Annotated in this window: 26 protein-coding genes and 1 tRNA gene; 13 read left to right on the forward strand and 14 right to left on the reverse strand. The window is 61.6% G+C overall.

Annotated elements, in window-relative coordinates; all coding sequences use genetic code 11:
• Window positions 1–55 precede the first annotated feature (55 nt).
• Genes FHT79_RS31060 through FHT79_RS31070 form a run of 3 tightly spaced genes read right to left on the reverse strand, consistent with a single transcriptional unit; the run spans window position 56 to window position 3,083 of the window.
• Window positions 56–1,366, reverse strand: coding sequence for an HlyC/CorC family transporter (locus FHT79_RS31060; protein ID WP_028756444.1), 1,311 nt, complete (start codon window positions 1,364–1,366; stop codon window positions 56–58).
• On the reverse strand, window positions 1,366–2,496 hold the full coding sequence (gene aroB, locus FHT79_RS31065; protein ID WP_183845239.1) for a 3-dehydroquinate synthase: 1,131 nt from the start codon (window positions 2,494–2,496) through the stop codon (window positions 1,366–1,368). Before aroB ends, FHT79_RS31060 begins: the two co-directional genes overlap by 1 nt.
• On the reverse strand, window positions 2,493–3,083 hold the full coding sequence (locus FHT79_RS31070) for a shikimate kinase (RefSeq protein WP_028756446.1): 591 nt from the start codon (window positions 3,081–3,083) through the stop codon (window positions 2,493–2,495). The genes aroB and FHT79_RS31070 overlap by 4 nt, the downstream gene beginning before the upstream one ends.
• Before the next feature lie 148 nt (window positions 3,084–3,231).
• On the opposite strand from FHT79_RS31070, the gene FHT79_RS31075 reads away from it, so the two are divergent.
• From FHT79_RS31075 to FHT79_RS31095, 5 genes are all read left to right on the forward strand, one after another.
• Window positions 3,232–3,408, forward strand: a complete 177-nt coding sequence (locus FHT79_RS31075; RefSeq protein ID WP_012759201.1) for a hypothetical protein — start codon at window positions 3,232–3,234, stop codon at window positions 3,406–3,408.
• Between the two features lie 5 nt (window positions 3,409–3,413).
• On the forward strand, window positions 3,414–4,367 hold the full coding sequence (xerD, locus tag FHT79_RS31080) for a site-specific tyrosine recombinase XerD (protein WP_127431854.1): 954 nt from the start codon (window positions 3,414–3,416) through the stop codon (window positions 4,365–4,367).
• A gap of 62 nt (window positions 4,368–4,429) precedes the next feature.
• Complete coding sequence (locus FHT79_RS31085) at window positions 4,430–5,383, forward strand: acetyl-CoA carboxylase carboxyltransferase subunit alpha (RefSeq protein ID WP_028756449.1); 954 nt, start codon at window positions 4,430–4,432, stop codon at window positions 5,381–5,383.
• A 197-nt stretch (window positions 5,384–5,580) separates the two neighbouring features.
• Window positions 5,581–6,828, forward strand: a complete 1,248-nt coding sequence (locus FHT79_RS31090; RefSeq protein WP_097596288.1) for a murein L,D-transpeptidase family protein — start codon at window positions 5,581–5,583, stop codon at window positions 6,826–6,828.
• 5 nt (window positions 6,829–6,833) lie between these two features.
• Window positions 6,834–7,058, forward strand: coding sequence for a sulfurtransferase TusA family protein (locus tag FHT79_RS31095; protein WP_028756451.1), 225 nt, complete (start codon window positions 6,834–6,836; stop codon window positions 7,056–7,058).
• 47 nt (window positions 7,059–7,105) lie between these two features.
• Here the strand turns inward: FHT79_RS31095 and FHT79_RS31100 are convergent, their stop codons facing one another.
• Together FHT79_RS31100 and FHT79_RS31105 are read right to left on the reverse strand one after the other, a co-directional pair.
• Window positions 7,106–8,242, reverse strand: coding sequence for a GTP-binding protein (locus tag FHT79_RS31100; protein WP_183904675.1), 1,137 nt, complete (start codon window positions 8,240–8,242; stop codon window positions 7,106–7,108).
• 18 nt (window positions 8,243–8,260) lie between these two features.
• Window positions 8,261–9,394 (reverse strand): D-alanyl-D-alanine carboxypeptidase family protein, encoded by a 1,134-nt coding sequence (locus tag FHT79_RS31105; protein WP_183904676.1) that lies wholly within the window; start codon window positions 9,392–9,394, stop codon window positions 8,261–8,263.
• Between the two features lie 171 nt (window positions 9,395–9,565).
• Between FHT79_RS31105 and FHT79_RS31110 the strand changes: the two genes are divergently transcribed.
• The 5 genes from FHT79_RS31110 to eat all read left to right on the forward strand — a co-directional run bounded on the left by FHT79_RS31110 (window position 9,566) and on the right by eat (window position 15,031).
• Window positions 9,566–10,729: a M20 aminoacylase family protein gene (locus tag FHT79_RS31110; RefSeq protein ID WP_028756454.1), complete on the forward strand. Its 1,164-nt coding sequence runs from the start codon at window positions 9,566–9,568 to the stop codon at window positions 10,727–10,729.
• 54 nt (window positions 10,730–10,783) lie between these two features.
• Window positions 10,784–10,860 (forward strand) — tRNA-Arg (locus FHT79_RS31115).
• A gap of 585 nt (window positions 10,861–11,445) precedes the next feature.
• A complete protein-coding gene (locus FHT79_RS31120) occupies window positions 11,446–12,894 on the forward strand; it encodes an ethanolamine ammonia-lyase subunit EutB (protein ID WP_348649680.1) in 1,449 nt (482 codons plus the stop codon).
• Window positions 12,891–13,637 carry an ethanolamine ammonia-lyase subunit EutC gene (gene eutC, locus FHT79_RS31125; RefSeq protein WP_028756456.1) on the forward strand — a complete coding sequence of 249 codons (747 nt, stop codon included), beginning with the start codon at window positions 12,891–12,893 and terminating at the stop codon, window positions 13,635–13,637. The genes FHT79_RS31120 and eutC overlap by 4 nt, the downstream gene beginning before the upstream one ends.
• 29 nt (window positions 13,638–13,666) lie before the next feature.
• Window positions 13,667–15,031, forward strand: coding sequence for an ethanolamine permease (gene eat / locus FHT79_RS31130; RefSeq protein WP_183904678.1), 1,365 nt, complete (start codon window positions 13,667–13,669; stop codon window positions 15,029–15,031).
• 178 nt (window positions 15,032–15,209) lie between these two features.
• Here the strand turns inward: eat and FHT79_RS31135 are convergent, their stop codons facing one another.
• Window positions 15,210–15,728 (reverse strand): DUF2937 family protein, encoded by a 519-nt coding sequence (locus FHT79_RS31135; RefSeq protein WP_028756458.1) that lies wholly within the window; start codon window positions 15,726–15,728, stop codon window positions 15,210–15,212.
• Between the two features lie 160 nt (window positions 15,729–15,888).
• Here FHT79_RS31135 and FHT79_RS31140 point away from each other — a divergent pair, with 160 nt between their 5' ends.
• Together FHT79_RS31140 and FHT79_RS31145 are read left to right on the forward strand one after the other, a co-directional pair.
• Entirely contained in the window at window positions 15,889–16,131 is a 243-nt protein-coding gene (locus FHT79_RS31140) for a hypothetical protein (protein ID WP_012759211.1), read from the forward strand.
• Between the two features lie 128 nt (window positions 16,132–16,259).
• Complete coding sequence (locus FHT79_RS31145) at window positions 16,260–16,412, forward strand: hypothetical protein (RefSeq protein WP_164736003.1); 153 nt, start codon at window positions 16,260–16,262, stop codon at window positions 16,410–16,412.
• Window positions 16,413–16,492: 80 nt separating this feature from the next.
• On the opposite strand, the gene FHT79_RS31150 is transcribed toward FHT79_RS31145, so the two are convergent.
• Together FHT79_RS31150 and FHT79_RS31155 are read right to left on the reverse strand one after the other, a co-directional pair.
• Window positions 16,493–16,795 (reverse strand): BON domain-containing protein, encoded by a 303-nt coding sequence (locus FHT79_RS31150; RefSeq protein WP_028756459.1) that lies wholly within the window; start codon window positions 16,793–16,795, stop codon window positions 16,493–16,495.
• A gap of 62 nt (window positions 16,796–16,857) precedes the next feature.
• Window positions 16,858–17,508: a hypothetical protein gene (locus tag FHT79_RS31155; RefSeq protein WP_183904679.1), complete on the reverse strand. Its 651-nt coding sequence runs from the start codon at window positions 17,506–17,508 to the stop codon at window positions 16,858–16,860.
• A gap of 381 nt (window positions 17,509–17,889) precedes the next feature.
• On the opposite strand from FHT79_RS31155, the gene dxr reads away from it, so the two are divergent.
• Window positions 17,890–19,080 (forward strand): 1-deoxy-D-xylulose-5-phosphate reductoisomerase, encoded by a 1,191-nt coding sequence (dxr, locus tag FHT79_RS31160; RefSeq protein ID WP_183904680.1) that lies wholly within the window; start codon window positions 17,890–17,892, stop codon window positions 19,078–19,080.
• A 54-nt stretch (window positions 19,081–19,134) separates the two neighbouring features.
• Here the strand turns inward: dxr and ugpC are convergent, their stop codons facing one another.
• The 6 genes from ugpC to FHT79_RS31190 form a co-directional block, all read right to left on the reverse strand.
• Window positions 19,135–20,208 carry a sn-glycerol-3-phosphate ABC transporter ATP-binding protein UgpC gene (ugpC, locus tag FHT79_RS31165; RefSeq protein WP_183904681.1) on the reverse strand — a complete coding sequence of 358 codons (1,074 nt, stop codon included), beginning with the start codon at window positions 20,206–20,208 and terminating at the stop codon, window positions 19,135–19,137.
• A gap of 23 nt (window positions 20,209–20,231) precedes the next feature.
• Complete coding sequence (locus FHT79_RS31170) at window positions 20,232–22,154, reverse strand: glycoside hydrolase family 127 protein (RefSeq protein WP_183904682.1); 1,923 nt, start codon at window positions 22,152–22,154, stop codon at window positions 20,232–20,234.
• A 19-nt stretch (window positions 22,155–22,173) separates the two neighbouring features.
• Window positions 22,174–23,037, reverse strand: a complete 864-nt coding sequence (locus tag FHT79_RS31175) for a carbohydrate ABC transporter permease (protein ID WP_183904683.1) — start codon at window positions 23,035–23,037, stop codon at window positions 22,174–22,176.
• Window positions 23,034–23,951: a sugar ABC transporter permease gene (locus FHT79_RS31180; protein ID WP_028756465.1), complete on the reverse strand. Its 918-nt coding sequence runs from the start codon at window positions 23,949–23,951 to the stop codon at window positions 23,034–23,036. Before FHT79_RS31180 ends, FHT79_RS31175 begins: the two co-directional genes overlap by 4 nt.
• Window positions 23,952–24,024: 73 nt before the next feature.
• Entirely contained in the window at window positions 24,025–25,263 is a 1,239-nt protein-coding gene (locus FHT79_RS31185; protein WP_183904684.1) for a sugar ABC transporter substrate-binding protein, read from the reverse strand.
• 54 nt (window positions 25,264–25,317) lie between these two features.
• Window positions 25,318–26,295 (reverse strand): LacI family DNA-binding transcriptional regulator, encoded by a 978-nt coding sequence (locus FHT79_RS31190; RefSeq protein ID WP_183904687.1) that lies wholly within the window; start codon window positions 26,293–26,295, stop codon window positions 25,318–25,320.
• Window positions 26,296–26,774: the final 479 nt, after the last annotated feature.

Below are 26,774 nucleotides of genomic sequence, written 5' to 3' on the forward strand. Positions count from 1 at the left end.
ACAGCGCCGCGCATCTTTTCAGATGCGCAAGGGATACTGTAGCAATTTGAATGGATCAGGCTGGCTTTGCGCCGTCTTCCCCGGCCGGGCGGATACGCAGCTTGGTGATGCGGTTCTTCTCCCGCTTCATGACGATGAAACGCTTGCCATGAAAGGTGAAGGCCTGGCGCTCTTCCGGGATGGTCATCGATTCGTGGATGACGAGGCCGGCGATCGTCGTTGCCTCCTCGTCGGGCAGGTTCCAGTCGAGCGCGCGGTTCAAGTCGCGAATCGGTACGCCGCCGTCGACGACGACGGAACCGTCGGCCTCCTGACGCACGCCCTGTATTTCGATATCGTGCTCATCGGAAATGTCGCCGACGATTTCCTCGAGAATATCCTCCAGCGTGACGATGCCCTGCACCTCGCCATATTCGTCGACGACGACGGCGAAATGCTGCTTGCGGCGCAGGAAAGCGTTGAGCTGATCCTCGAGGTTGGTGCTGTCGGGCACGAACCACGGCTTCTGCGCGATTTTCACGATATCGAGGTTCTGCGGCTCCATGTTCGGCTCAGCAAGCGCCCGCAGCAGATCCTTGGCGTGCACGACACCGATGATGTTGTCGATCGTGCCGCGCCACAACGGCATGCGCGTATAGGGGCTTTCGAGAATGGCGCGCACCACCGCTTCCGGCGGATCGTCGGCATTGATCGCCCGCATCGCCGTGCGGTGGACCATGATGTCGGACAGTTCGAGCTCGCTGAGATCGAGCACGCCACCGAGGCGGTCACGGTCGGCCTTCACCACCGATCCCTCGCGGTGCAACAGGTCGACGGCGCCGCGCAGTTCCTCATGGGCCGTCAGCATCGAGGTCTCTCGTGACAGATTGATACCGAACAGCGAAAGAATCCGGCGAACGATCGCATTGACGAAGGAGGAAGCCGGGCCGACGACGATGACGAAGAGCCTGGCCGGGATAGCGATGGCGAGTGCGAAGCGGTCGGGCGTCGAAATCGCCCAGCTTTTCGGCAGCACTTCGGCGAAGATGACCAGGATAACGGTCATCGCCAGCGTCGCCAGCGCCACGCCGGAACTGCCGAACAGCCCGAGAAAGAGGCTGGTGGCGATCGAGGATGACAGGATGTTGGCGAGATTGTTGCCGATGAGCAGCGCCCCGATCAGCCGGTCGCGCCGCTCGATCAGCTGCCGGACAAGGCCGGCGCGTTCGTCGCCATTGACTTCAAGCGTATGGATACGGCTGCGCGAAACGGCGGTCAGCGCGGTCTCCGAGCCGGAAAAGAAGGCGGACATGAGCACGAGCGCCGTGATCGAAAGGATCTCCGGCCAATATGTCGCGAGAAATGCCAGAGCGCCTTCGACCGACATCAGGGATGCTTTTCCCGGAGAAAGCTGATCACTTCGGACGCCGGAACATCGTCGGCGACGAAGGACTGGCCGATGCCCCGTGTCAGGATGAAGGTGAGCTTGCCGCTTTTGACTTTCTTGTCCTGCGCAATCGCATCCATCAGCGATTCCGCCGGCGGCAGGTCGCCCGGAATATCGGACATGCGGGTCGGCAAGCCGACCTCCTTCAGATGCCGTTCGACGCGCCGGGCGTCGTCCGGGCTTGCAAGGTTCATGCGTGCGGAGAATTCGTGCGCCAGCACCATGCCGATCGAAACACCCTCGCCGTGCACGAGGCGCGAGCTGTCATAGGCGGTCGCCGCTTCGAGCGCATGGCCGAAAGTATGGCCGAGATTGAGCAGCGCCCGTTGACCGTTCTCGCGCTCGTCGGCAACGACGACATCGGCCTTCGCCTGGCAGCTCTTGGCAATCGCCTCGATACGCGCGGGGCCGCCTGTAAAAACCGACGTCCAGTTCGCTTCCAGCCAGGCGAAGAAATCCGGCTTGTCGATCAGCCCGTATTTCGCCACTTCGGCGTAACCTGCGCGGAATTCGCGCTCGCTCAGCGTATCCAGCACATCGGTATCGGCCAGCACCAGATCCGGCTGGTGGAAGACCCCGATCAGATTCTTGCCATGGCGGGAATTGATGCCGGTCTTGCCGCCGACCGAGGAATCGACCTGCGACAGCAGCGAGGTCGGCACCTGGACGAAACGCACGCCGCGCCGGACGATGCCGGCGGCAAATCCCGAGAGATCGCCGATGACGCCTCCGCCGAGCGCGATGACGCAATCATTACGTTCGACGCGAGCCTCCAGCACCTTGTCGCAGGCCGTGATGAGATGTTCGAAGCTCTTGGTCTTCTCGCCCGCTGGCAGGACGACCTCAGCCGACACGATGCCCGCTTGATTCAGGCTTGCGACGAGAGCCTCGAGATAGAGCGGAGCGACATTTTCGTCAGTGACGACAGCCGCCTTGCGGCCCTTGAGGCGAGAGGCGATCTCGGCGCCTGCCCGTGCAATCAGCCCCGGCCCGATCAGGATGTCGTAGGCGCGCTCGCCGAGCGGCACATGCACCGTTCGGATCGTGGAGGCGGAGGGTATCGCATTCATGACGCTGCACTTTCCTTCTGAGCTTCGATCATGGCCTTCAGCACCTCGTCGGCCATGATTTCCTTGCGCACGTCGCGCGAAAGCACGGTGATATCTGCCTGCGCGTAGATCGGATAACGCGCGTTCATCAGGTTTTCGAGCGTCTGCTTGGGATTTTCGGTCTTCAGCAGCGGCCGCGTGTCGCGTTTGTTGACCCGCTCCCACAACACGTCGAGATCCGCCTTCAGCCAGACCGATAGGCCGCCCTTCTTGATATGTTTGCGCGTCCGCTCGTTGATGAAGGCGCCGCCGCCGGTAGAGACGACACGCGGCCCGCTTTTCAGCAGCCGCTTCATCACCCGCGTTTCCAGCGCCCGGAACTCTTCCTCGCCATAGGCGGCGAAAAGTTCGGGGATCGTCATCCGCGACACACGCTCGATCTCGAGGTCGCTGTCGACGAAGGGAATGGCCAGCTGGCTGGCGACGATGCGCCCGACGGCGGATTTGCCAGCGCCCATCAGCCCGACAAGGATCAGATTACGTGAACCGAGCGCGGCGCGAGCTCTGTCTTTCAGGCTGTCAGCAACGGTCAGCAGTGGTTCACTCATCGGTCCATTCACACTTTGTTTGCAAACGGTATCGACAAATGCAGATGGAGCGTCAAGTCGCGGACAAGGGAATCATGGCTTGAATACCGCTTCTTGCACTTGCAGACAGGCTTCCTATAACAGAAGCAGAGCATGAAGGAGTTGCCGGATGCCGACCCTGTTCCGTTTCCTGTTCGTCTGCGCGATCCTCGCCGGGACGGTCTACGGAGCGATGCTGGCGCTTGTGACCTTCGTGGAGCCGCAGCAGCGCGACGTGACGATCCGCATTCCGTCCGAGCGGGTCAATCCGCCCGCCACGGGCGCCATCGACACGACCAGGAAGTGACCGACATGGTGGATTTCGGCCGCGTCCACGTGGAATCCTTCCTGGAGATGATGAGCGCCGAGCGGGGTGCCGCCGCCAATACGCTGCAATCCTATGAGCGCGACCTCGATGACGTCAGCTCCTTCCTGAACGGCCGCAGCGTGCGGCTGACCGAAGCCGCCTCCGCCGATCTCGCCGCCTATCTCTCCTCGCTCGCCCAAAAGGGCTTCAAACCCTCTTCCCAGGCGCGCCGGCTTGCCGCCATGCGGCAATTCTACAAGTTCCTCTATGCCGAGGGCCTGAGGACCGACGACCCCACCGGCATTCTCGACGCGCCGAAGAAAGGCCGTCCGCTGCCTAAGACGATGGGCGTCGAGGAGGTCGGCAGGCTGCTTTCCCAAGCTGAGACCGAGGCGGAAGATCCGGCTCCGGGCCAGCTGCAGCGCCTGCGCATGCTGGCGCTGCTGGAGCTTCTCTATGCCACCGGCATGCGCGTCAGCGAACTCGTTTCGCTTCCTGCCCGCGTGCTCGATCAGGAAGGCCGGTTCCTGATGATCCGCGGCAAGGGCAACAAGGAGCGGCTGGTGCCACTGTCGCAATCGGCAATCACAGCCTTGAAATCCTATGGGCGCCTGCTGGCGACCGAAAACGCCGCGGCAAACGAGCCGCAGGAAAGCGCCTGGCTGTTTCCCGCCGCCTCGAAGGAGGGATACCTGCCGCGCCAGGTTTTCGCCCGCGACCTCAAGAACCTGGCGATCCGCGCCGGCCTGACGCCGTCGCTGATCTCGCCGCATGTCATGCGCCACGCCTTTGCCAGCCACCTGCTGGCCAACGGCGCCGATCTGCGCGTCGTGCAGGAACTGCTCGGCCATTCGGACATTTCGACTACGCAGATCTACACACATGTCCTGGAAGAGAGGCTGCAGCAGCTCGTCCAGACGCATCACCCCCTTGCCAAACAGGCGAAAAAGCACGAATAGGACCGGCGACATGGGGCGGAGCCAGGAAAACGCCCCGGGCACAAGGAACGGAAACGCACCTCATGCACAATTATCTCGACTTCGAAAAGCCGATCTCCGACCTCGAAGGCAAGATCATCGAGCTGAAGAAGCTCGCAACGGAAGACGAGAGCATCGACACCACCGATGAAATCGGCAGGCTGGAGGTTCGCGTCCGTGAGGCGATCGTCGAAATCTACTCCAAGCTCAACGCCTGGCAGAAGACACAGGTTGCCCGCCATCCGCAGCGCCCGCATTTCGTCGATTATGCCAAGACGCTGTTCCAGGAATTCACACCGCTTGCCGGCGACCGCAAGTTTTCCGAAGATGCCGCGATCCAGGCGGGCCTTGCCCGTTTCCGCGGCCAGCCGGTCGCCGTCATCGGCCAGGAAAAGGGCAACGACACCAAGAGCCGCATCAAGCACAATTTCGGCAGCCCCCGTCCGGAAGGCTACCGCAAGGCGATCCGCATCCTTGAAATGGCCGATCGTTTCGGCCTGCCGGTGATTTCGCTGGTGGATACGGCAGGCGCCTATCCCGGCGTCGGCGCCGAAGAACGCGGCCAGGCCGAGGCGATCGCCCGCTCGACGGAAATGTGCCTCGGCGTCAAGGTTCCGCTCGTTTCCGTCGTCATCGGCGAAGGCGGCTCGGGCGGCGCGATTGCCATCGCCACCGGCAACCGCGTCTATATGCTCGAGCATTCGATCTACAGCGTCATCTCGCCGGAAGGCGCCGCCTCGATCCTCTGGCGCGATTCCACCCGCGCCCGGGAAGCGGCGACCAACATGAAGATCACCGCCGAAGACCTGAAATCGCTCGGCGTCATCGACGGCATCATTTCCGAGCCGCTCGGCGGCGCGCATCGTGATCCCGACAGCGTCATTGCCGCGACCGGCGATGTGATCGCCAATGCTCTGGCCGAAATGGCGTCGCGCTCCGGCGAGCAGTTGCGCAACGATCGTCGCCAGAAATTCCTCGCCATGGGCCGCAATCTCTAACTCAACTTCGGCTCTTCACCGATTGGGGCCAAATCTTGGCCACATTGATGTTATCTGTAACTTTCGCGCTTGCGGGGATGTTCGTGGCAAGTCATAGGCTGGTAGGGATTTATAAAGTATAAGCCGCCTATGATTCCTTCCAATGCCCGGACTCCATAGGCGGGACCGGATCGCACTATCTTTATGGGCTAGTTTGGATGCGCATACGTCATTTTGCCTATATTTCCCTCATGGCGCTGGCTCTGTCCGGCTGCAATGACGCGTTGGAAACCGCGCAGGTCGATCTTTCCAAGGTCAAGAACAAGGTGGAGCAGCCGCTTCCCCCACATATCCTCACCGCCATGGCCGCCAAGGGCATGGACCGCAATTCGCCGATCATGATCCGCATCTTCAAGGAAGAAGGTGCCATGGAGATCTGGAAGGCGAAGACCGACAACCGTTTCGACAAGGTCGCCGATTACAAGATCTGCGCCTGGTCCGGCCGTCTCGGCCCGAAGGTAAAGACCGGCGACCGGCAGGCGCCGGAAGGTTTCTACGAGCTGACGCGCGCCAACCTGAACCCCAATTCGAAATATTATCTGGCGATCAACACCGGCTTCCCGAACCGCTACGACGCGGCGAACGGCCGCAGCGGCTCCGATCTGATGATCCACGGCGCCTGCTCGTCCTCCGGCTGCTATTCGATGACCGACCAGCAGGTGCTGGAGATCTACGCCTTCGCCCGCGACGCCTTCAAGGGCGGCCAGGCAACGGTGCAACTGCAGGCCTTCCCCTTCCGCATGACCGCGGAAAACATGGTCAAGCATCGCCTCGACAGCAATTACGACTTCTGGAAGATGCTGAAGGTCGGCTACGACAATTTCGAAGTCACCAAGCGCCCGCCTGAGGTGAACGTCTGCGAGAAGAAATACGTCTTCAATCAGCAGGCAACCGACGGCAGCGCCTTCAATGCCGCCGGCAAGTGCCCTGCTATGTCGACACCGCCGGCGCTGACGGCGGCCCTTGCCTCCTACGGCAAGACCTATGATGCCGACTATGCCAAGGCGATGAGCAAATATGACGGCATGGCCTGGTACGATCCCACGGAAGCCGAGCGCAAGGCCGTGGTCGCCAAGCTGCGTAAGGGCCGCGAACTCGCTTACGCCCCGACCGGCACCTCGCTGGAAGCCGGCCGCATGGTCAAGGTGGCCGAACTCGAAGACCTGATGGCCAAGCGCACCGCGCAGGGCCTTGCCGCCAAGAGCGCGCCGGGCGCCACGCCGGCAGCGCCTGCCGGGCCGCAGGCAATCTCCGCCCAGCCGCAGGAAACGGCCGTCGCTGCCGCCACACCGGCGGTCGTGCCGGTGCCGATGCAGAATCCGTTGGCCTTTACCGCGCCCGAACCGCAAGAAACGGCAGACGCCGCGGCAAAGAAGCCGTTCTGGAAATTCTGGGCGAGGAACTGAACGGCTTGAACCCCGTTCTCTACGATCTTCGCGGCCTGAAATGCCCATTCCCCGTGATCAAGACACGCAAGAAGCTTGCCGCCATGGCAAGCGGTGCACTCATTCGCGTCGACACGACAGATCCGCTGGCTGTGATCGACATGCCGCATTTCTGCAATGAGGAAGGCCACGAGCTGGTCGAAACGGAAAAGACCGAAAGCGGCCATCGCTTCCTGATCCGCAAGCGCTAAAACGCGTCGTTATCGCAACACCGCTGCCGAGTTTTTCGCGACATGCTCTAAATTCGCATGCCGGGGATAGCGAGCGGATTGTCGGACAGCGCCGCGCGGTCGGGCATGTCGATGCGCGGCTTGCCGAGGAAGGCGTCGAAGAGGTCCTTCACGAAGGCTTCCGGCAGATCCCGGGTGATCAGCACCATGCGCGTGCGCCGGTCTTCTCCCGGCCAGGCAGGCAGCCGCACCGGCGGATGGAAGATGCTCTGCACCCCATGCAGCACCAGCGGCCGATCCGGCCGGTCGGAGACCGACACGATCGCCTTCATCCTCAAAAGCTTCTCGCCATGGGCCGAACGCAGGAGATCGATGAACATGTCGAGCGCCATCGGATCGATCGGCTTCTCCTCGATGATCGAGAAAGAGCGGATCGAGGCATCGTGACGATTGACGTCGTGCGGGTCCTGATCCGCATGCCCGTGATGATGATGGTGGTGGTGCCCATGGTGATCGCCATCATGCGCCTCATGCGCATCCTCGTCCTGCAGCCAGCGGCCGACATCGGCGATCTTCGTCGCCGGATCGTAAAGCCCGTTCACCAGCACTGCGGCACTGCCCGCCTCGGCACTGTCGGCATCCATCATCGCCGCCCGAGGATTGAGCGCCCGCAGGCGCTTTTCCAGCTGGGCGGTTGCCTCGGCCATCGCCTTTTTCGAGACGATCAGCCGGTCGGCGACCGCTGCCTGCTTGCGCGCTTCCTCATGATTGTCGAGCGTCTGCGGGCCATTCACGGCATCCACGACGGTCACGACGCCATCGAGTTCGAAATTTGTAGCGATGACCGGATTTCCCATGATCGCCTGCATGACGGGTGCGGGATCGGCAAGGCCCGTCGTCTCGATGACGACGCGTTTCACCGGCTTGACGCGGCCCGTCTGCACGGCATCCATCAGGTTCGCCAGCGTATCCACCAGCTCGCCGCGCACGGTGCAGCACAGGCAGCCATCGGACAGTTCGATGATCGAATCGCCGGAGCTTTCGACCAGGAGATGGTCGATACCGACATCGCCGAATTCGTTGATGATGACGGCCGCATCCTTCATCACCGGGTCTTTGAGGATACGGTTGAGCAGCGTCGATTTGCCGGCGCCGAGAAAGCCGGTCAGGATGGTGACCGGAATCCTGTCGTTGAGCGCGCTCATGTGATTTTACCTTGAAGCTTAAAAGGATGTCGGGCGCGGCATCGGCACCGGCACGTTGGCGATCGCGCTTGCGGTATCGCCCCGCGCCATCTTTTCCGGCTGCGCGGCCGGCTGCGGGTCCTGGCCCGGAATGAGGCCGGCGAAGACGAATCGCGGATCGTGGTCCATTTCCAGGATATAGGGCGACTGCACCCTCATCCGGCCGACCTCGTCGCGGGTTTCGCTGCGGATCTTGGCGCCCTTGGCGCTGCAGATATCGGCTGTGATGTCGGTCACCTGATCCTGTCCCGGGCCGTAGGGCCGCAGCGAACCCAGCGTGTCATTGCCGGGAAACTGCGCGGTGAATCCCTTCTGCAAAAGGTTCGCCGTCGCATCGGCGCGCGCCGCAAGACTGTCGGTACCGAGCACGACGGAGACGAGAGTGCGGCCGTTGCGCGTCGCCGAACCGATCTGGTTGAAGCCCGAGGCGCAGATGAAGCCGGTCTTCATGCCATCGGCGCCGGCGAAGCGGCCGATCAGCATGTTGAGGCTCGGCACATTCTGCTGGCCGGTTGTGAAGCCCTCCAGCGAGAAATAACCGGCATATTGCGGAAAATCGCGGCGCAACGCCACCGTCAGCACCGCGAGGTCGCGCGCCGTCGTATATTGCCCCTTGCCGGGCAGGCCGTTCGGATTGACGAAATGCGAATCCGTCATGCCGAGCTTCAGCGCCTCGCCGTTCATCCGCGTCACGAAGCCTTCCTGCGTGCCGCCGATGGCTTCCGCGACCGCGACGGCGATGTCGTTGGCCGATTTCACCATCAGGATCTTCAGCGCGCTGTCGAGCGTCAGCTTCTGGCCCGGCTTGAAATACATCTTGGCAGCCGGCTGCGCGGCGGCGCGCTTGCTCATGACGATCGGCGTATCGAGGCTGATCTGACCGGCGCGGATCGCGTCGAACACGGTATAGACGGTCATCAGCTTGGTCAGCGAGGCCGGATACCACTTGCGGAAGGCTTCTTCATGCTCGAGCACACGGCCGGTCTGCACGTCGACGAGAATATGCGGATTGGCCTGGGCAAGCGGAACGAAGGCAAGAAAACTAGTTGTCGCAGCGACGATGAAGCTCAACGGTCGCAGCGCTGCAAACAAACGGAAGTGGCTCGTCGACACAGTTCGTCCTTCGGATATCAGGAAAATCTCGAAACCTTCCCCTATTTAGCCTATATGGCTATGACATGGCAAAGGTCATTGACTAAGTAATTTCCAAAAGCCTCACACCCCAGCTTCACACCGTTGTGATGCGGTGAAAGATTGTCGGGATTTCATAACAGGAACGCGAATATGCCGATTTTGAACAGAGCCGCGGAGTTGCAGGACGAAGTCGCCGAATGGCGCCGCCACATCCACGCCCGGCCCGAACTCCTCTTCGCGGTGGAAAACACGGCCGCCTTCGTCGCCGAAAAGCTCAAGGAATTCGGCGTCGACGAGATCGTCACCGGCATCGGCCGCACCGGCGTCGTCGGCCTGATCAAGGGCAAGGGTGAAGGCCGCCGCACGGTCGGCCTGCGCGCCGACATGGACGCCTTGCCGCTGACCGAGATCACCGGAAAACCCTGGGCCTCGAAGACGCCGGGCAAGATGCATGCCTGCGGCCATGACGGCCACACCGCCATGCTGCTCGGCGCTGCGAAATACCTGGCCGAGACCCGCAACTTCAACGGTAATGTCGCCGTCATCTTTCAGCCCGCCGAAGAAGGCGGCGGCGGCGGCAATCTGATGGTCAAGGACGGCATGATGGAGCGCTTCGCGATTGAAGAGGTCTATGGCATGCACAATCTGCCGGGCCTGCCCGTCGGCCAGTTCGCCATCCGCAAGGGCGCGATCATGGCGGCGACCGACGAATTCACCGTCACCATCAAGGGCCGCGGCGGCCACGCCGCCCAGCCGCACCGGACGATCGACCCGATCGCCATCGGCGCCCAGATCGTCGCCAACCTGCAGATGATCGCCTCACGCAGCGCCGATCCGCTGCGCTCGGTGGTCGTCTCGGTGACCAAGTTCAACGCCGGTTTTGCCCATAACGTCATTCCGAACGATGCCACCTTCGCCGGGACGGTCCGCACCCTCGACCCCGAGGTGCGCACACTCGCCGAGACACGGTTCCGGCAGATCGTCGAGGGCCTGGTCGCAGCCCACGGCGCCGAGGCCGACATCAGCTTCCACCGCAATTATCCGGTTACTGTCAATCATCCCGACGAGACCGAGCATGCGGTCGCCACCGCCAGTGCCATCGCCGGTGAAGGCAATGTCAACGCCGAGATCGATCCGATGATGGGCGGCGAGGATTTCTCCTATATGCTGAACGCCCGCCCCGGCGCCTTCATCTTCATCGGCAATGGCGACAGCGCCGGCCTCCACAACCCGGCCTACGACTTCAACGACGAAGCCATCGCCCACGGCATCTCTTATTGGGTCCGCCTCGCCGAACAACGCCTCGGCGCTTAGCAACAATTAAGGCTTGGCTTCCCCCCAAGCCTTTTGTATGCATGGCACTCAAGTGGTCCCGTAGCTCAGCAGGATAGAGCACCAGATTCCTAATCTGGGGGTCGCGCGTTCGAATCGCGCCGGGATCACCAGTCAATCAGATGCTTACCTCCCTTGAAAGAACGCACGTTCCTGCGGACATGCAAGAACGCAATAATGATGTCATGAGAAACCGGCCTTTGATCGGTAATAGCCAGGCCAAGTGTCGCGCTGAAACCGCACGACCGAACTCTTCGGATGCAGAAATTGGCGATCGATTGGATTCGTTCAACTGGCTAGTTTTTCGACATCGGCGTCGATCTACGGTCAGTCAGCTCAAAATGCACGATCGCGTCTCAGCACAGACTGCCCCATCGAAGAAACACTCCGGCTAGAACCGCTGGATCAGGACGATCAACGAATATATTCGCAATCAGTGTTGAGCCGGTCGCAAATCTGCGCACATCGGAGCATGCTATCGCAAAGTGGATACAACCACGCTGGCGAATTAGCCGTCCTAAATTCAAAACAGTCTCCGCGATAACCGCGCGCAGCGTCGGCCCTGATGGTCAGCCATGCGAAGTCCTTGGCACGGCTGCCTCGGCATCCCAGCCCGTAAAGAATGGCACGCTTCTTGCGTTGTTTGGCGTAGTGCCGAGCATACTCGGCGGAAGCCCGTGAATTCCCACAACCGAAAGGTGGATGAGTTCTCGGGCATTTGGAATAGGCCGGTCGACGGCCCGGAGCAGATGACAACATATTCGATCGTTCTAGGACGCGAACGCCATGTCTTTCAGGATCTGAAATCGGTATTGGCTTGCGCTTCGCCATTGAAATCAGGTGACGTGCTGGCCGGGATCGCCGCGTCAAGCAACGAGCGGCGGGTGGCCGCCCGCTATCTGCTTGCGGATATGCCTCTCAAAACCTTCCTGGAGGATCTCGTCATCCCATACGAGATCGACGAGGTCAGCCGACTGATCGTCGACCGCCATGATTGGACGGCATTCGCGCCGATATCTCATATGACGGTCGGCGAGTTTCGCGATTGGCTTCTCTCCTATGACGCGACCGCCGAAAGACTGCTTGCCATTGCACCGGGCCTCACCCCCGAGATGGTCGCGGCGGTCTCCAAGATCATGCGCAACCATGATCTGATCACCGTCGCCGGCAAATGCAGGGTGGTCACGGCCTTTCGTTCCACGATCGGTCTGCCCGGCCGACTGTCGAGCCGTCTCCAGCCCAATCATCCCACCGATGACCCTGAAGGTGTCGCCGGCTCGACGCTCGACGGACTTCTTTATGGGATCGGCGATGCGGTGATCGGCATCAACCCCGCTACCGACAATCTCGAGGCCTGCACAAGATTGATGGTTCTTTTCGACCGGCTGCGCGAACGGTTCGATATCCCGACCCAATCCTGCGTGTTGACCCATGTCACCACGTCAATCAAGGCGATCGAGGCTGGAGCGCCGCTCGATCTGGTGTTCCAGTCAATCGCCGGCTCGGAAGCCGCCAATAAGGGTTTCGGCGTCGACCTCGCCCTCCTGAGGGAAGGCCAACAGGCGGCACTTTCCATGAAGCGCGGCACGGTCGGCAGCGATGTCATGTATCTGGAGACCGGCCAGGGCAGCGCGCTCTCGGCCGACGCCCATCATGGTGTCGACGAACAGACGGTGGAGGCGCGGGCCTATGCCGTTGCACGTGAGCTCGATCCGTTGCTCGTCAATACGGTGGTCGGCTTCATTGGCCCCGAATACCTTTTCGACGCCAAGCAAATTATCCGCGCCGGGCTCGAAGACCATTTCTGCGGCAAACTGCTTGGCGTGCCGATGGGGGTCGACGTTTGCTACACGAACCATGCGGAAGCCGACCAGGACGATATGGACAATCTGATGGTGCTGCTGACTGTCGCGGGTGTCAGCTTTCTGATCGCGGTGCCCGGCGCCGACGACGTCATGCTCAATTATCAGAGCCTTTCCTACCACGATATTGTCGGCCTCAGGCACCAGTTCAATCGTCCGCCGGCTCCGGAGTTCGAAGCCTGGCTTCATCGCATGGGCATGCTTGATCACACGGGTCGTCTTGCGCCTGCCAGCGCCTCGGGCGCCTTCTCCCGCAATCTCTTGAGCTACAAGGCATCGGCATGACTCCCTTCGAACGAGATCCGTTTGCACGGTTCCGCAACGCCACACGCGCCCGCATTGGGCTTGGCAGAGCAGGCGACGCCTTGCCGACATCGGCAATTCTCGACTTCCAGCTTGCCCATGCCCGGGCACGGGATGCCGTGCATGGGCAAGTGGATTTTGTCGCCCTTGCCAAGCAGCTTGCTCCCGTGCCGACGATCCGGATTCGGTCTCGCGCCAAAGACCGGACGATCTATCTGGCGCGCCCGGATCTCGGCCGTCAGACCAACGCAGCCGATCTCCCGAGCCCAGGCGATCGTTATGACATCGCCTTCATCATTGCCGACGGACTTTCGGCCTCGGCGGTCGAGCACCACGCGGTGCCGCTGTTTAACGCATGCATGAAGCGTCTCGGGGCCTTCAGCGTCGCCCCGGTGATATTGGGCGAGCAGGCCCGGGTGGCATTTGGCGATGAGGCAGCGGCGGCGTTTGGCGCGGAAGTTGCCATCGTGCTGATCGGCGAGAGGCCGGGACTAAGCGTGCCTGACAGCCTCGGCGCCTACATCACCTTCCGACCGCAATCGGGACGGCGCGACAGCGAGCGCAACTGTATTTCCAATATTCATGCCGACGGGCTCAGCTACGAGGTCGCGGCCGACAAGATCGTTTGGATCGTCCGGGAGGCGCTGCGACTGCAGCTGACCGGTGTCGATCTCAAGGAAAATGCCGAAGGCGCCATAGAAGCGCTGCCACACCAAGAAGCATAAAGTTCAATCTACAAAACAGGGGAACAATCATGTCAAATTCTCAACCGACGCTCGCCAAGAGCCTGACCGGGCTGCACTTATGGGGACTTGCAGTCGGCCTCGTCATCTCCGGCGAATATTTCGGCTGGAGCTATGGCTGGGCGGCGGCCGGTACACTCGGCTTCTTGATCACCACGATTCTGATCGCCGTCATGTACACCACCTTCATTTTCTCCTTCACGGAGTTGACGACGGCTATTCCGCATGCCGGTGGGCCGTTTGCCTATGCGCTCAGGGCCTTCGGCCCGCTCGGCGGCTTCGTTGCGGGTTTTGCAACACTGGTGGAATTCGTCTTCGCCCCTCCGGCCATCGCGCTTGCGATCGGCGCCTATCTCAATGTGCAGTTCCCGGGGCTCGATCCGAAACTGGCGGCCGTCGGCGCCTATATCATCTTCATGGCGCTCAATATCGTCGGCGTCACCATCGCCGCGACATTCGAGCTCTTCATTACCATCCTCGCCATTATCGAACTCCTGGTGTTTATGGGCGTCGTTCTGCCCGGCTTCTCCGTCGCCAACTTTGCGGCCAATGGCTGGGCTGGCGCTCCTGAATTCTCGGTCGGTGCCATTGGAGGCATCTTTGCCGCCATTCCGTTCGCCATCTGGTTCTTCCTGGCGATCGAAGGCGCGGCCATGGCTGCCGAGGAAACCAAGAACCCCACCCGCACCGTGCCGATCGCCTATATCGCAGGGATTCTCACCCTCGTATTCCTTGCTTTCGGCACGATGATCTTCGCGGGAGGTGTTGGCGACTGGCGTACGCTGTCCAACATCAACGATCCGCTGCCGCAGGCGATGAAGGCTGTCGTCGGAGAATCCTCCGGCTGGCTGCACATGCTCGTCTGGATCGGCCTGTTCGGCCTGATCGCATCGTTCCATGGCATCATCATGGGCTATTCCAGGCAGATCTTTGCGCTGGGTCGCGCAGGCTACCTGCCGGAAGTTCTCGCGAAGATTCACCCGAAATTCCGCACGCCCTACCTTGCTATCCTCGCAGGCGGCGTTGTCGGCATTGCCGCGATCTTCTCCGACAACCTGATCCAGATCGGCGGCTTGCCGCTGACTGCCAATATCGTCACGATGTCGGTGTTCGGCGCGATCATCATGTACATGGTCTCCATGGCATCGCTGTTCAAACTGCGTCGGACCGAGCCCGAGCTTGCCCGGCCGTTCAAGGCATGGGGCTATCCCGTTGTCCCGGCCATTGCCCTTGGGCTTGCCCTCGTCGCGCTGGCGGCAATGATCTATTACAACTTCCTGATCTTTTTGATCTTCCTGGCGATGGGCGCGGTAGCGTTCGGTATCTGGCGCTTGCTGTCCGGCGGCGTCGCCAAGGAAGCGGCCGCTTCCGCGTAACAAGGCTCTCCGGCCCGATCATCAAGCAGGCAACGGGACGAGCCTGTTTCGATCGATATCAACGATCCCCCCGCCGACATTTGGCGGGGGAATTCGAGCGCAAAGCCTAGCCCGCTCGCAAAATTCTTAATTTCCTCCTCGAGACAAGCTCGCACCAAGCCGCTTTCGCCGTCGTTGGTTACCGCACCTCACGATGGACCCGCCGCGTCCTCACCGCCTGCCGCGCGCCTAATCCCAGCAGCGCCGCCACGATCCAGCCACCGATAAAACCGATCGCGCCCCAGACAAGCCCGGCAAAACTGACCGGCACGCCGGGCACGAAATGACGCCAGGTATTGGCGAAGACGACGTCATCGGCATTGCCCAGCAGCACGAAGGGCTTGGCGACGGGTGCGGCGGTACCGAGGTGGAGCTGCTGCGACAGCAGCGTTTCGTAGCGCGTGATCGTGCTGCGCATCGAGACGCCGCGGTCGCGCAGGAAATCATCGGACGATTGCGCATAGGCGTTCAGCGCTTGCTGGCGATCGAGATGGTGTTCGGCCGCCTGGGCATTGAAATCCTCGACGATGACGCGCAATTCGTCGATCGCCCCGCCGATCCGCTGGCGGTATTGCTGCGCAAATTCCGGCGCCTGCGAAAACACCGTGCCGCCGGCAAGCCCGGCGACAATAGCGAAGATTCTTGCAATCGGACCCATGATCGATGCCTCCGGCTGTCCCCTGCGCTAACGATCCGCGGCCGTAAAGGTTTCTGCCTTCGACACAATCGGTAACGCTATGTGATTGAACCGACGGCGCTTCCGGCGAGTTGATGCCCTGACCAACCCAGAATGACCAACTCAGAAAGAGAGACTTGTCATGAAACAGATTATCCTTGCCTGCACGCTCGCCGCAGCATCTATCTTTTCCGCAATGCCGTCCCAGGCGGCAAGTGTAACCATCACCACGGACGACGCGCGTCCCACCTACCGTCATGCGGAACGGCCCTATTACCGCCATCACATGAGGCCGCGCCACGTCTCCCAGGATTGCTTCACCAAGACGGAAAAAATCCGCCGTCACGGCCATACGGTCGTCAAGGAAACCCGAATCTGCCGATAAGGCAAATCCCTACGGGAAAGCCCGGCTGATCTTCGCAGCCGGGCTTTTCATCTGATCTCGCCTCGATCTCGCAGATGAGGAACTTTCGCAATATCAGCCGCGTTTATTGCGAAACGGGAGTGTTCATCATGCGTATCAAGATGATTCTTTTGGCCATCGCCTATGTCGCCGTCAGCGCCGTGCTGCTGGCCATCGCCTACCAGCCGCAGGGGTCGGGCGCCATGCAGAAGACGGATCGTCTGGCCGGCTCGTCCTTCCTCGTCGAACGCTTCGCCGGTTGACCAGCTGAGCGCGGCCCTACCGGTGACGACGTGGAGATAGTCCTCGTCCGGGATGTTTGGCCCCGGAGCGAGCTTTCGGTTTAATGCGTGCCGTCAAGTGACAATCCACCAAGCGGGCCGCCAAGCAGGATTCGGTTCTGCACCGAATGCACGCCCTCGACCGCCTTGGCGACCACGGTTGCCCGTTCGATCTCGCCGACCGTGCCGACAGTGCCGGTGAGCACGATGTGGTCGTTTTCCATCGTCACCTCGACATCAGACGCATCGATCCCGCCGGCAATCGCCAGCGCATTGGCGACATCCGCCTCAACAGATGCACGATTGGCGATTTCCGCTTCCATCTCGGGCTCGAGCCCGTGAAATGTCTGCTCCTTGAAAACCATGATCCATTCCTCCGTGAAACCTGCTTAGCAAACGCCGTTCGACGGAGTTGGTTTCAGCGCCGCTACCACTGCACGCGATAGCGGAGATTGATGCTGCCGGTCTCACCTCCCGAAAACGGATTGTTCACCGAGGCATCGAGATTGAGGTTCGGCAGGATGGCCTGGTTGACCGCCACCGTGCTCGAGAAGTCGCCGCTGGCATTGCTGACGCCTGTGCCCGCCGAAAGCGACGTTCCCGTCCAGGGATGGATCAGTTTCAGCGCCTGCGATGCCGTCACCGAGGCCTGCCTGATATCGACCGCATCAAATTGAACGCTGATGGACCGGCTCGATTGCATATCGAGCGAATCGGACAGGATCCAGCTGCGCGAGCGGCTCAGCGTCAGCGCACCGCTGCCGCGCAGCGTATCGACGCTGACCTTCGCGCCCTGCTGCGATTGGCCCGCTGGCGTGACGGCCGTCTTTACGATCCTGCCCCAGAGCATTGCCTGTTCGGAATCGGGCAGCGGCGCCCCGCCTTTGGTCGAGGCAAGGGCTATGTCGGCGCCGGCGCTCGTTTCCCCTTCCGCCGGCAGGCGAAAACCCAAGGTCGCCTTGTAAGACCGGTCCGAAAGCTTGGCCGGCGACCAGATCACCAGATCATCAGCTCTCGCTGCAACGGTGAGCGAGAGCAGGATGGCGAAAAGAATGCATGCTATTTTGAATGTCGTCATGAAGTTAAGAACGTTTTGACCTGACACAGGGCCGCCGTGCCGAAACCGACCCAACAGCGGACATGAAGCGCTCGCAGCCGAACGCCATGGGGGATCACGGCAAGCCGTCCATCCCGGTTTCATCCTCGATTTAATGTTGGCCGAAAAGGCCGGCGGCAAGCGTGCCAGTTCTTCGATGGACGCCGCAGCGCCCCGAATTGCCATGCGACCGTGACCGGCCGCAGCGGAGTCGCGATTCCGCCAGTAACGTTAGAAGGATCACATCTACCTGCGGCTCTGTAAACCCCTTAAGGGTTGAAATCTGCTGCACCGCACACTTGCCGCCCCCTCCAAACCCTAGTAGAGCCTGAGCCTACGAGAGAAATTTTCGCGAAATTTCACATGATGACCGGCAAAAGCGCGCCGCGGCGCCTCAGCATCTTCGGTTCGACGGGTTCGATCGGCCAGAATACACTCAATGTCGTCGAGCACCTGGGCGGACGGGAGAATTTCGAAATCTCCGTGCTGACCGGCAACGGCAATATAGAATTGCTGGCCCGGCAGGCGAAATCATCCGGCGCGCGGCTGGCGGTAACGGCAAACGACCGGCATTACGAATCACTGAAAAGCGAACTTTCCGGCAGCGGCATCGCCGTCGCCTCGGGGAAATCCGGCCTGATGGAAGCGGCTGAGCGCGAAGCCGACTGGGTGATGGCGGCAATCGTCGGCACCGCGGGCCTGGCACCGACGCTTGCGGCTGCGCGCCGCGGCGCCGATATCGCCCTTGCCAACAAGGAATGCCTGGTATCGGCGGGCGATCTCTTCATCGCGGCGGTCCGCCAGGGCGGCGGCAGGCTGCTTCCCGTCGATAGCGAGCACAACGCAATCTTCCAGGTGCTGGAGGAAAACCAGCGCCACGCCGTCGAGCGCGTCATCCTGACGGCGTCGGGCGGCCCCTTCCGCACTGCCTCGCTACGGGAGATGGCCGATGTGACGGTGGAAACGGCGCGCGCCCACCCGAACTGGTCGATGGGGTTGAAGATCTCGATCGACAGCGCCTCGATGTTCAACAAGGCGCTGGAGATGATCGAAGCCCGGCACCTTTTCGGTCTCAGGCCCGAACAGATCGAAGTCATCCTCCATCCGCAATCGATCATCCATTCCATGGTCGGCTATACGGACGGGTCGGTGCTGGCGCAGCTCGGCGCACCGGATATGCGCACCGCCATCGGCTATGCCCTGTCCTTTCCGCGCCGGCCGAACCTGCCGATCGAGCGGCTGGATTTCGCCAAGCTCGCCAGGCTGGATTTCGAGGCGCCGGATGAGGTGCGGTTTCCCGCGCTGCGGCTCGCGCGCCTGGCGATGACGCGCGGCGGCGTTCAGGGTGCGGTGCTGAACGGCGCCAAGGAAGTGGCGCTCGAAGCCTTCATCGAGGGGCGGCTGCCCTTCCTTGCCATGGCCGAGATCACCGAGAGGGTCATGGACGATCTCGCCGGCCTGCCGCCGGCTGCCGGCATGGACGATGTCTTCGCCGCCGACAGGCAGGCCCGGCAGAGAGCGGCGGAGCTCATGACACCGGCGATCGCCGTGTGAAATGCCCACGGGCCGTTCGCCGAGAGGCCGCCCGCTTAACCCTGGCGGCCGCCATTACCGCAACCGGTTGCCGCCCTCGTCGAACAATCTGCAATCCGACGGTTCGAACAGCAGGCTCACCTGCTCACCCGCCGCGATGCTGACCGGTGACCGATGCTCGACGGTGAGCGACTGGCCATCGGCAAGCTGGCAATAGAGATATTGCGTTCCGCCGAGATACTCCGAAAAATCGACCCTGGCCGTCAGGCTGCCCGAAAGGTCGGATGCCACCTTCAGATGCTCCGGCCGCAGGCCGAGCGTTACCGCGGCGCCGACCGGCCTGTCTGCCGGCGGCAAGCCGCTGTCGATGCGCCGGCCGGCGACGTCGACCAGACCGCCCTCACCCCAGCGGGCATTCAAAAGGTTCATCCGAGGCGAGCCGATGAAGCCCGCGACGAAGGTATTCGAGGGATTTTCGTAGATTTCCCGAGGCGTCCCGGCCTGTTCGACACGGCCATCGCGCAGCACGACGATCTTGTCGGCGAGCGTCATCGCCTCGGTCTGGTCGTGCGTGACATAGATCATCGTGTTGCCGAGTTCGCGGTGGAGGCGAGCAATCTCGATGCGCATCGAAACGCGCAATTCCGCATCGAGATTGGACAGCGGCTCGTCGAACAGGAACACATCGGGCTTGCGCACGATCGCCCGGCCGATCGCCACGCGTTGCCGCTGGCCGCCGGAAAGTTGTCCCGGGCGCCGGTCGAGAAGATGGTCGATCTTCAGGATCGCGGACGCGGCCTTGACGCGCGTCTCTATCTCGGCGGCTTGCGTGCGCGCCATCTTCAAGCCGAAGGCCAGGTTGTCGCGCACGCTCATATGCGGATAGAGCGCGTAGGACTGGAAGACCATGGCGATGCCGCGCTCGGATGGATCGAGATCGGTGACGACGCGTCCCTTGATCTCGACCTCCCCGTCGGTCACGTCTTCCAGGCCGGCGATCATGCGAAGAAGCGTCGATTTCCCGCAGCCGGACGGGCCGACGAAAACGACGAATTCGCCCTCTGCGATCGTCAGGTCGATGCCGTGGACCACCTGCAGACTGCCATAGCTTTTTCGCACGTCCTGGAGCACGACGCTCTTGTTACTCATATCCTTCGTCATCCCCAAACGGCCTATTTGTCCGACTGGACCCAGACGAGCATCTCTCCGGGCGCGCGATTGTCCCAGAGATGATAGGGCACGAAACGCGCGGTGGCGACCTGCCTTTCGGCCGGCGCTTTGCGGTAGAGCGGCGTTCCCCAGTTCGATGTTTCCTCGCGCTCGACCTTGAGATCGAGAGCGACGGCATCGTTGAGATCCCTCAGCACCACGGTTTCGGCTGCCGGAAGCTCGCGGGGCAGGACGATGGCGTTGAGGTCTTCACCATTGTCCGTGGTTTCGACGCAATAGACGAGCGGGCCGCGCATCAATGCGACACGGCCGGCATCCTGGCGCACCTTCGGATTGGCATATTGCGGGCGAAGCGAAAGCGGCAGGTAGAGGGCGACACGATCGCCGTCGGCCCATTCACGATCGATCCTGATATATCCGCCCTGCATATTGGCGTTAACATCGAGCATCGTTCCGTTGACGCTGAGGGTGGCGCCCTCCGCCCAGTCCGGAATGCGCAGCGACAGCGCGAAGCGCGCCGGCTTCTCCAGCCGGGTGGTAAAGGCGACCGCGCCCTCCCACGGATAGTTGGTCACCTGCTCGAGTTCCACGTTGGCGCCGTTGGCAAGCTTCAGCCGCGCGGTGCTCTCGCCATAGAGATGCACGGCGATCTCGTTGTCGGCAACGGCGTACATGTAGGAGCCGATCGAGGTCACCAGCCGGGCGATGTTGGGCGGGCAGCAGGGGCAATGGTGCCACTTCCAGCGGTGATGCCTGCCGGCACTTTCGAGCGGATTGTCATAGAAGAACGTCTTGCCGTCTGTGGAAAGCCCGGGCAGCGCGCCATTGTAAAGCGCCTGCTCCATGATATCGGCATAGCGCCGATCCGGACCGCGGCCAAGCATGCGGCTCGCCCAGAACACCAGGCCGACCGAGGCGCAGGTCTCGGCATAGGCGGTGGCATTGGGCAGGTCGTAATAGTCGGTGAAACCTTCGTTGGAGGCGGCCGGCCCGATGCCGCCGGTAATGTACATCTGCTTGGTCGTCAGATCGTCCCAGAGCGTTTCCAGCGCCGCCGTCAGGCTGTCGTCCTTGTATTCGGTGGCGATGTCGGCCATGCCCGAATAGAGGTACATGGCGCGCACCGCATGGCCGACGACCTTCGTCTGCGCACGCACCGGCTGGTGCGCCTGCGCATATTCATAGGTCTTCTGGTGGTATTCGGAGACATTGCGGCCGTCCCGGCTTGCCTCGGCGGTGAAGAAATGCGGCTCGGTGCCGCGTTCGTCGATGAAATATTTCGACAGGTCGAGATATTTCTTCTCGCCGGTCACGCGGGCGAGCTTGATCAGTGCCAGCTCGACTTCCTCATGGCCGCAATAGCCTGATATCTGGCCTTCGCCGTGGCCAAAAATCTTGATCATGTAATCGGCATAGCGGCACATGATGTCGAGCAGCTTGCGTTTGCCGGTCGCCTGGTAATAGGCGACCGCGGCTTCCATGAGATGGCCGGCGCAATAGAGCTCATGATGGTCGCGCAGATTGGTCCAGCGGCGGTTCGGTTCGACGCGCTGGAACCAGGCGTTCAGATAACCGTCCTCGTCCTGCAGTTTCTCATACATGTCGATGATTTCGTCGGCGCGCGCCTCGAGCTTCGGGTTCGGCCGGCGATAAAGCGAATAGGCGATGGTCTCGATCGACTTGCCGAGGTCGGAATCCCAGAACATCTGCGTCGTCCCGCCCCAAGGCTGAATGGGAATGACGACCCCGGGGCTCGGCTGGCTGACATCGATCGCCTTGAGCATGCCGGCCTCGACGCAGCGGTCGAGCAGGGTCTCGGCGGTGGAATTGCAGACGGCGTCCTGCCATTTGCCCCAGAAGCCGCCGAGCTCGACATCGGGAACGGCGACGGGACGAAACTGGCGATCGTTGCTTGCTTTGGTCATGGCTCCACTTTCTCTCAAATCATTTCACCGCGCCGGCCATCAGCCCGCGCATGTAGTAGCGTTGCAAAAGCAGGAAGACGATCAGGCAGGGGATCGTCATGACGACGACACCGGCTTGGACCGCTCCCCAGTTGATGGCGCCGAGCCGTCCGGCGCGAACCGCCGTCATTAGCACCGGCAGGGTGTATTTCTCATTGCTGGAAAGCAGCACGAGCGCCGCGAGAAACTCGTTCCAGGCGTTGAGGAAAGCAAAGATCGCGACCGTCGCCACACCGGGAAGCACCAGCGGCAGAAGAACCCGGACCAAGAGCCTGAGGTCGCGCGCGCCGTCGATGCGCGCCGCCTCTTCGATCTCCTTCGGCACGGCGTCGAAGGCGTTGCGCATCATGAAGACAGAGAATGGCAGTTGCAGCGTCACATAGACGAGCGTCAGCCCAAGCAGCGAATTGTTGAGGCCGAGCTTTGCGAGGATGATGAAGAGCGGCGTCAGGATCGATTGGAACGGGATCATCAGCGTCGCGATGATCAACACGAAGAGCGCATTCTTCATTGGGAACCGGTAGCGCGAGAAGCCGTAGCCGGCGAGCAGGCTGACGGCGACGGTGAGCACCACGGTGGCGACCGAAACGAACAGCGAATTGATCATGTGCCGCCAGATGCCGGCGCCGAACGTATCGAGCAGCGCATAGGAATCGATGCTGACGCCGGAGGTCGGCCACGGCGGCAAGGGCGGCAGACTGGCCTCCGTGCCATGCCGGAAGGAAGACAGGAGCGTGATCACGAAGGGGGCGAGAAAGAAGATCGATATGGCGATACCGGTCAGGTGATAGGCCGATTTCGTCCGGATCGCCTTGCGCGCGCGGCGCTCTTTTGAGGTCATCATGGACGCTCCTCCCCGACGCGAAGCAGCCAGAGCTGCACGATGCTGATCGCCACCAGGATGGCGAGAAGCACGATCGAGAGTGCTGCGCCATAACCGAGATTGAACGACACGAAGGACTGATTGAAGATGTAGTAGACCACCGAGATCATCTTGTTCTGCGGTCCGCCTGCGGTCATGATGTAGAACTGGTCGAAGGCGAGGATCGAACCGGTGACGGAGACGATCAGCGCCAGCGCGATCGTCTTGCGCATCAGCGGCAAGGTCAGATGCCTGAACCGCTGCCAGCGGCCGGCGCCGTCGATGCGGGCGGCCTCCGTCAGCTCGGACGGAATGGCCTGGAGCCCGGTTAGAAGAATGATCATGGTGAAGCCCGCGATCTTCCAGACGACCATCACCACAACAGTCAGAAAGGCGGTGTCGAAGGTCGCGAGAAGATTGGGGCTCTTTTCCAGAAGACCGAGCGCCTTCAAGGCGGGACCGATGAAGCCGCTATCGACATTGGCAAGCCAGACCCAAAGCAGCGAGGCCGTGGCAAGGCCGACCACGACGGGCAGGAAGATGATCGTGCGGTAGGCGCTGACGAACTGCCGTTCCTTTTCGACGAAGATCGCCAGCGGAAAGGCGATCGCGAAGATCGCGACAGTGACGATCACCGTATAATAGGCCGTGAAATTCAGCGCCGTCATGAAGCGGCTGTCGTTGGCCATGCGAACGTAATTGTTGAAGCCGATCCAGCGCGACGCCCCCATCAGCGGCCAGTTGTGAAGGCTCATCCATCCAGTGAAGAGAACCGGCATGATGAAGAAGACGATGACCAGCGCCATAGCAGGCGCGATGTAGACGAGGCCGCGCCAGTTCGATTTGCGCCGTCGTCTGCGTCGAGGCAACAGGATCTCCGAACCGAAACCGGTCATCAAACGCTCCGCATCTGTCAATTGAAATTGGCCGGGAAGCTGCCACCGCTCCCCGGCCGCGGCCGAGGGAGAGTTATTGGCCGCTATCGATGATCGATTGCATTTCCGACTGGGCGCTCGAAAACGCGCCGTCGACGTCGTCGCCGAAGATCGCGGCGTTGGTGAAGCTTGCCCAAGGCCCGTTGGCGCTGTTGATCAGATCGTTGAACTGCAGCGTATAGGGCGTCTTGGCGACGGCAATCGCCTTGAGGCCAACCTGCATGCGCGGGTCGAGACCCTCCAGCACCTTGTCGGCGATATCACCGCGCGTCGGCAGGCTGCCATATTTCGCCATGATCTTCTGGCCGTCCATCGAATAGACGTATTCGAGGAACTCCTTCACCGAATCGATCTTCTTCGTGCCCTTGGTGATGACGAAATTGTCGCCGCCGGCAAAGGACGAAGGCTTGCCGTCGACACCAGGAATGAGGGTCACGCCGAAGTTGATATCGGGGTGTTCGGTCACCAGTGTGCCGATGGCAAAGGCGCCGAGGCTTTGCTGTCCGATCTTGCCGTTGGTGAAGGTCAGGAAGTTGGCGCCGTTGTCGCTGGCAGCACCCGCCGGCACGAGGTCCTTCTTGACCATGTTGCGGTAGATATCGACCGCCTTGCGCATCTGAGGCGTATCCAGCGTCGCCGTCTTGCTGTCGGCCGACAGGATATCGACGCCGGCGCCCCAGACCAGCGGCGTGAAGGTGAAGATCATGCAGCCGCCGCAGCCGCCGCCGGAGAAATAGAAGCCGTAGGTATCATCCCCCAGCGCCCGAATCTTCTCGGCATTGGTGGTGATTTCGTCCCAATTCGCCGGTGCCTTCTCCGGGTCGAGCCCGGCCTTCTTATAGAGATCCTTGTTCCAGGCGAAGACGGAGGTTTCGACCGAAAGCGGCAAGCCGTAGATCCGGTCCTGATAGGTGCCGAGGCGAACATGCGACGGCGAAAGCGAGTTGAAATAGGGAAGCGACTTCGCCCAGTCCGTCAGGTCTTCCAGCTGACCGGCCGCGGCAAAGGCAGGGTTGTAGATCAAGTCCATCGACAGGGCGTCCGGCGCCTGTCCGCCGGCGATCGCCGTCGCATATTTCTGCACGAGCTCGGAGAACGGCACCTCGGTCATCACGACCTTGTTCTCGTGACCGGAATTATAGGCTTCGACGACCTTCTTGAAGGCGTCGCCGATCCCCGAGCGAACCCACATCTCGACATTTTCGGCAGCCGACGCGGCCGACACCAGACATAAGGTAGCGATGCTGGTCGCCGCCAATAGACGCTTGATCATGATACTCCTCCCGATATGGCGCATCTCCCTGCGCCTTTGCTCATTCCCTTGTTCTCATTCCGTGGAAGCTTTGCTCCCGCATGACTGCCGGACGATCAGCCGGCAGGGTAATTTCCTCACGCCCGGCTCGACCGGCCGTCCTTCCGCGAGCGCCAGCACCGTCAATCCGGCCTGCCGCCCGAGCTCCTTCAATTCCATGTCCACCGTCGTCAGCGGCGGCCGCGTCTGGGCCGCGACAATCTCCCAATTGTCGAAGCCGATGACCGAGACGTCCTGGGGCACCTTGACGCCGCGCTCGCGCAACGCATCCACAGCACCGCGGGCGATCTGGTCATTGCCGCAGAAGAGCGCATCCGGTTTTTCTCCCGGTCTCTTCCAAAGCTGTTCGACCGCTTCATGGCCCCAGCTTTCCGACCAGACGCCGTAGAGCACCGGTTCGCGGTGACCGGCCACCTCGTGATAAGCGCCGGCACGTTCCCGCACCGAGAAGAAGTCCTCCGGCCCGGTGATATGCGCAATCCGCCGCCGCCCGATCTTCACGAGCCATTCCACCGCCAGCCGCGCACCCTGTTCGTCGTCCGACCGGAAGGTAACGCTGTTCTGCGTCCCCTCCGTGAAGGCGTAGACGACAGGCACATGCAAATTCGACAGATCGACGGGCAGGCGCCGATCCAGGCGTTTTCCGGTCGCGATGATGCCGTCCACCTGTTTGTCCAGCATCGCATCGACATGGATCTGCGCCAGCGCCGGATCGTCTTCGATGGCGCACAGGAAGACCGAAACGCCGTGATCGACGAGCGCATCCGAAATACCCGCCATGACAGGCAGCGTGAAACGGCCGTAGGTATCGTTCGTCAGCAGTCCGATGGTGAAACTGCGCTTGCTGAGAAGACCTCTCGCCAGCGCATTCGGCCGGTAACCGATTTCGGCGGCGATCCGCTTCACCCGTTCGCGCGTTTCCGATCCCATCCGGCCGGTATCGTTGAGCGCTTTCGACGCCGTCGAGATGCTCACCGCGGCAGCCGCCGCCACCTCGTGGATGGTGATCCTGCCTCTTTTTCCTCCCGATATGTTCAGACCTTCCTCCTTCTGAAGTGAGCTGAGAAAAGCTTTTACCAACTCGCATGTCAAGTGAGAAAAGGTTTTCTCATTCCCGCCGAGCATCCAGTCAGCAAGTGCAGTGGCGGAATAATAGCGATGGCGCGAGCAAGACCGGGCGCGCATCGGCGGGGCCGGATTGCCGGATGATGTAAGGGTTGGAGGAAATGCGATGGAGCCGGATCGCCCTGTCCTTGCGAAGACAGGTCTGCTGCTGCGCCTGATGATCGCCAAAACAGGCCGTTATCAGCGCCTCCAATGGAGGCGCCGCGTTACGGCCGAACGATCATCGAAAGATCAGGCGACGTGCCTTGCGAGTGCACAGCGCGACCAGAGCGAATGCAGCGCCTCGACCAGATGGGCGATATCGGCATCGGAATGCAGCGGGGTCGGCGTGATGCGCAGCCGCTCGG

The sequence above is a fragment of the Rhizobium sp. BK212 genome, from assembly GCF_014197475.1.
In the GTDB taxonomy this organism is placed as follows: domain Bacteria; phylum Pseudomonadota; class Alphaproteobacteria; order Rhizobiales; family Rhizobiaceae; genus Rhizobium; species Rhizobium anhuiense.

Excerpts from the sequence above, each read along its gene's own strand:
- FHT79_RS31060 (WP_028756444.1), bottom strand. The coding sequence starts at position 1,366 with ATGTCGGTCGAAGGCGCTCTGGCATTTCTCGCGACATATTGGCCGGAG.
- aroB (WP_183845239.1), bottom strand. The coding sequence starts at position 2,496 with ATGAATGCGATACCCTCCGCCTCCACGATCCGAACGGTGCATGTGCCG.
- FHT79_RS31070 (WP_028756446.1), bottom strand. The coding sequence starts at position 3,083 with ATGAGTGAACCACTGCTGACCGTTGCTGACAGCCTGAAAGACAGAGCT.
- FHT79_RS31075 (WP_012759201.1), top strand. The coding sequence starts at position 3,232 with ATGCCGACCCTGTTCCGTTTCCTGTTCGTCTGCGCGATCCTCGCCGGG.
- xerD (WP_127431854.1), top strand. The coding sequence starts at position 3,414 with ATGGTGGATTTCGGCCGCGTCCACGTGGAATCCTTCCTGGAGATGATG.
- FHT79_RS31085 (WP_028756449.1), top strand. The coding sequence starts at position 4,430 with ATGCACAATTATCTCGACTTCGAAAAGCCGATCTCCGACCTCGAAGGC.
- FHT79_RS31090 (WP_097596288.1), top strand. The coding sequence starts at position 5,581 with ATGCGCATACGTCATTTTGCCTATATTTCCCTCATGGCGCTGGCTCTG.
- FHT79_RS31100 (WP_183904675.1), bottom strand. The coding sequence starts at position 8,242 with ATGAGCGCGCTCAACGACAGGATTCCGGTCACCATCCTGACCGGCTTT.
- FHT79_RS31110 (WP_028756454.1), top strand. The coding sequence starts at position 9,566 with ATGCCGATTTTGAACAGAGCCGCGGAGTTGCAGGACGAAGTCGCCGAA.
- eutC (WP_028756456.1), top strand. The coding sequence starts at position 12,891 with ATGACTCCCTTCGAACGAGATCCGTTTGCACGGTTCCGCAACGCCACA.
- eat (WP_183904678.1), top strand. The coding sequence starts at position 13,667 with ATGTCAAATTCTCAACCGACGCTCGCCAAGAGCCTGACCGGGCTGCAC.
- FHT79_RS31135 (WP_028756458.1), bottom strand. The coding sequence starts at position 15,728 with ATGGGTCCGATTGCAAGAATCTTCGCTATTGTCGCCGGGCTTGCCGGC.
- FHT79_RS31140 (WP_012759211.1), top strand. The coding sequence starts at position 15,889 with ATGAAACAGATTATCCTTGCCTGCACGCTCGCCGCAGCATCTATCTTT.
- FHT79_RS31145 (WP_164736003.1), top strand. The coding sequence starts at position 16,260 with ATGCGTATCAAGATGATTCTTTTGGCCATCGCCTATGTCGCCGTCAGC.
- FHT79_RS31150 (WP_028756459.1), bottom strand. The coding sequence starts at position 16,795 with ATGGTTTTCAAGGAGCAGACATTTCACGGGCTCGAGCCCGAGATGGAA.
- FHT79_RS31155 (WP_183904679.1), bottom strand. The coding sequence starts at position 17,508 with ATGACGACATTCAAAATAGCATGCATTCTTTTCGCCATCCTGCTCTCG.
- dxr (WP_183904680.1), top strand. The coding sequence starts at position 17,890 with ATGATGACCGGCAAAAGCGCGCCGCGGCGCCTCAGCATCTTCGGTTCG.
- ugpC (WP_183904681.1), bottom strand. The coding sequence starts at position 20,208 with ATGAGTAACAAGAGCGTCGTGCTCCAGGACGTGCGAAAAAGCTATGGC.
- FHT79_RS31170 (WP_183904682.1), bottom strand. The coding sequence starts at position 22,154 with ATGACCAAAGCAAGCAACGATCGCCAGTTTCGTCCCGTCGCCGTTCCC.
- FHT79_RS31175 (WP_183904683.1), bottom strand. The coding sequence starts at position 23,037 with ATGATGACCTCAAAAGAGCGCCGCGCGCGCAAGGCGATCCGGACGAAA.
- FHT79_RS31180 (WP_028756465.1), bottom strand. The coding sequence starts at position 23,951 with ATGACCGGTTTCGGTTCGGAGATCCTGTTGCCTCGACGCAGACGACGG.
- FHT79_RS31185 (WP_183904684.1), bottom strand. The coding sequence starts at position 25,263 with ATGATCAAGCGTCTATTGGCGGCGACCAGCATCGCTACCTTATGTCTG.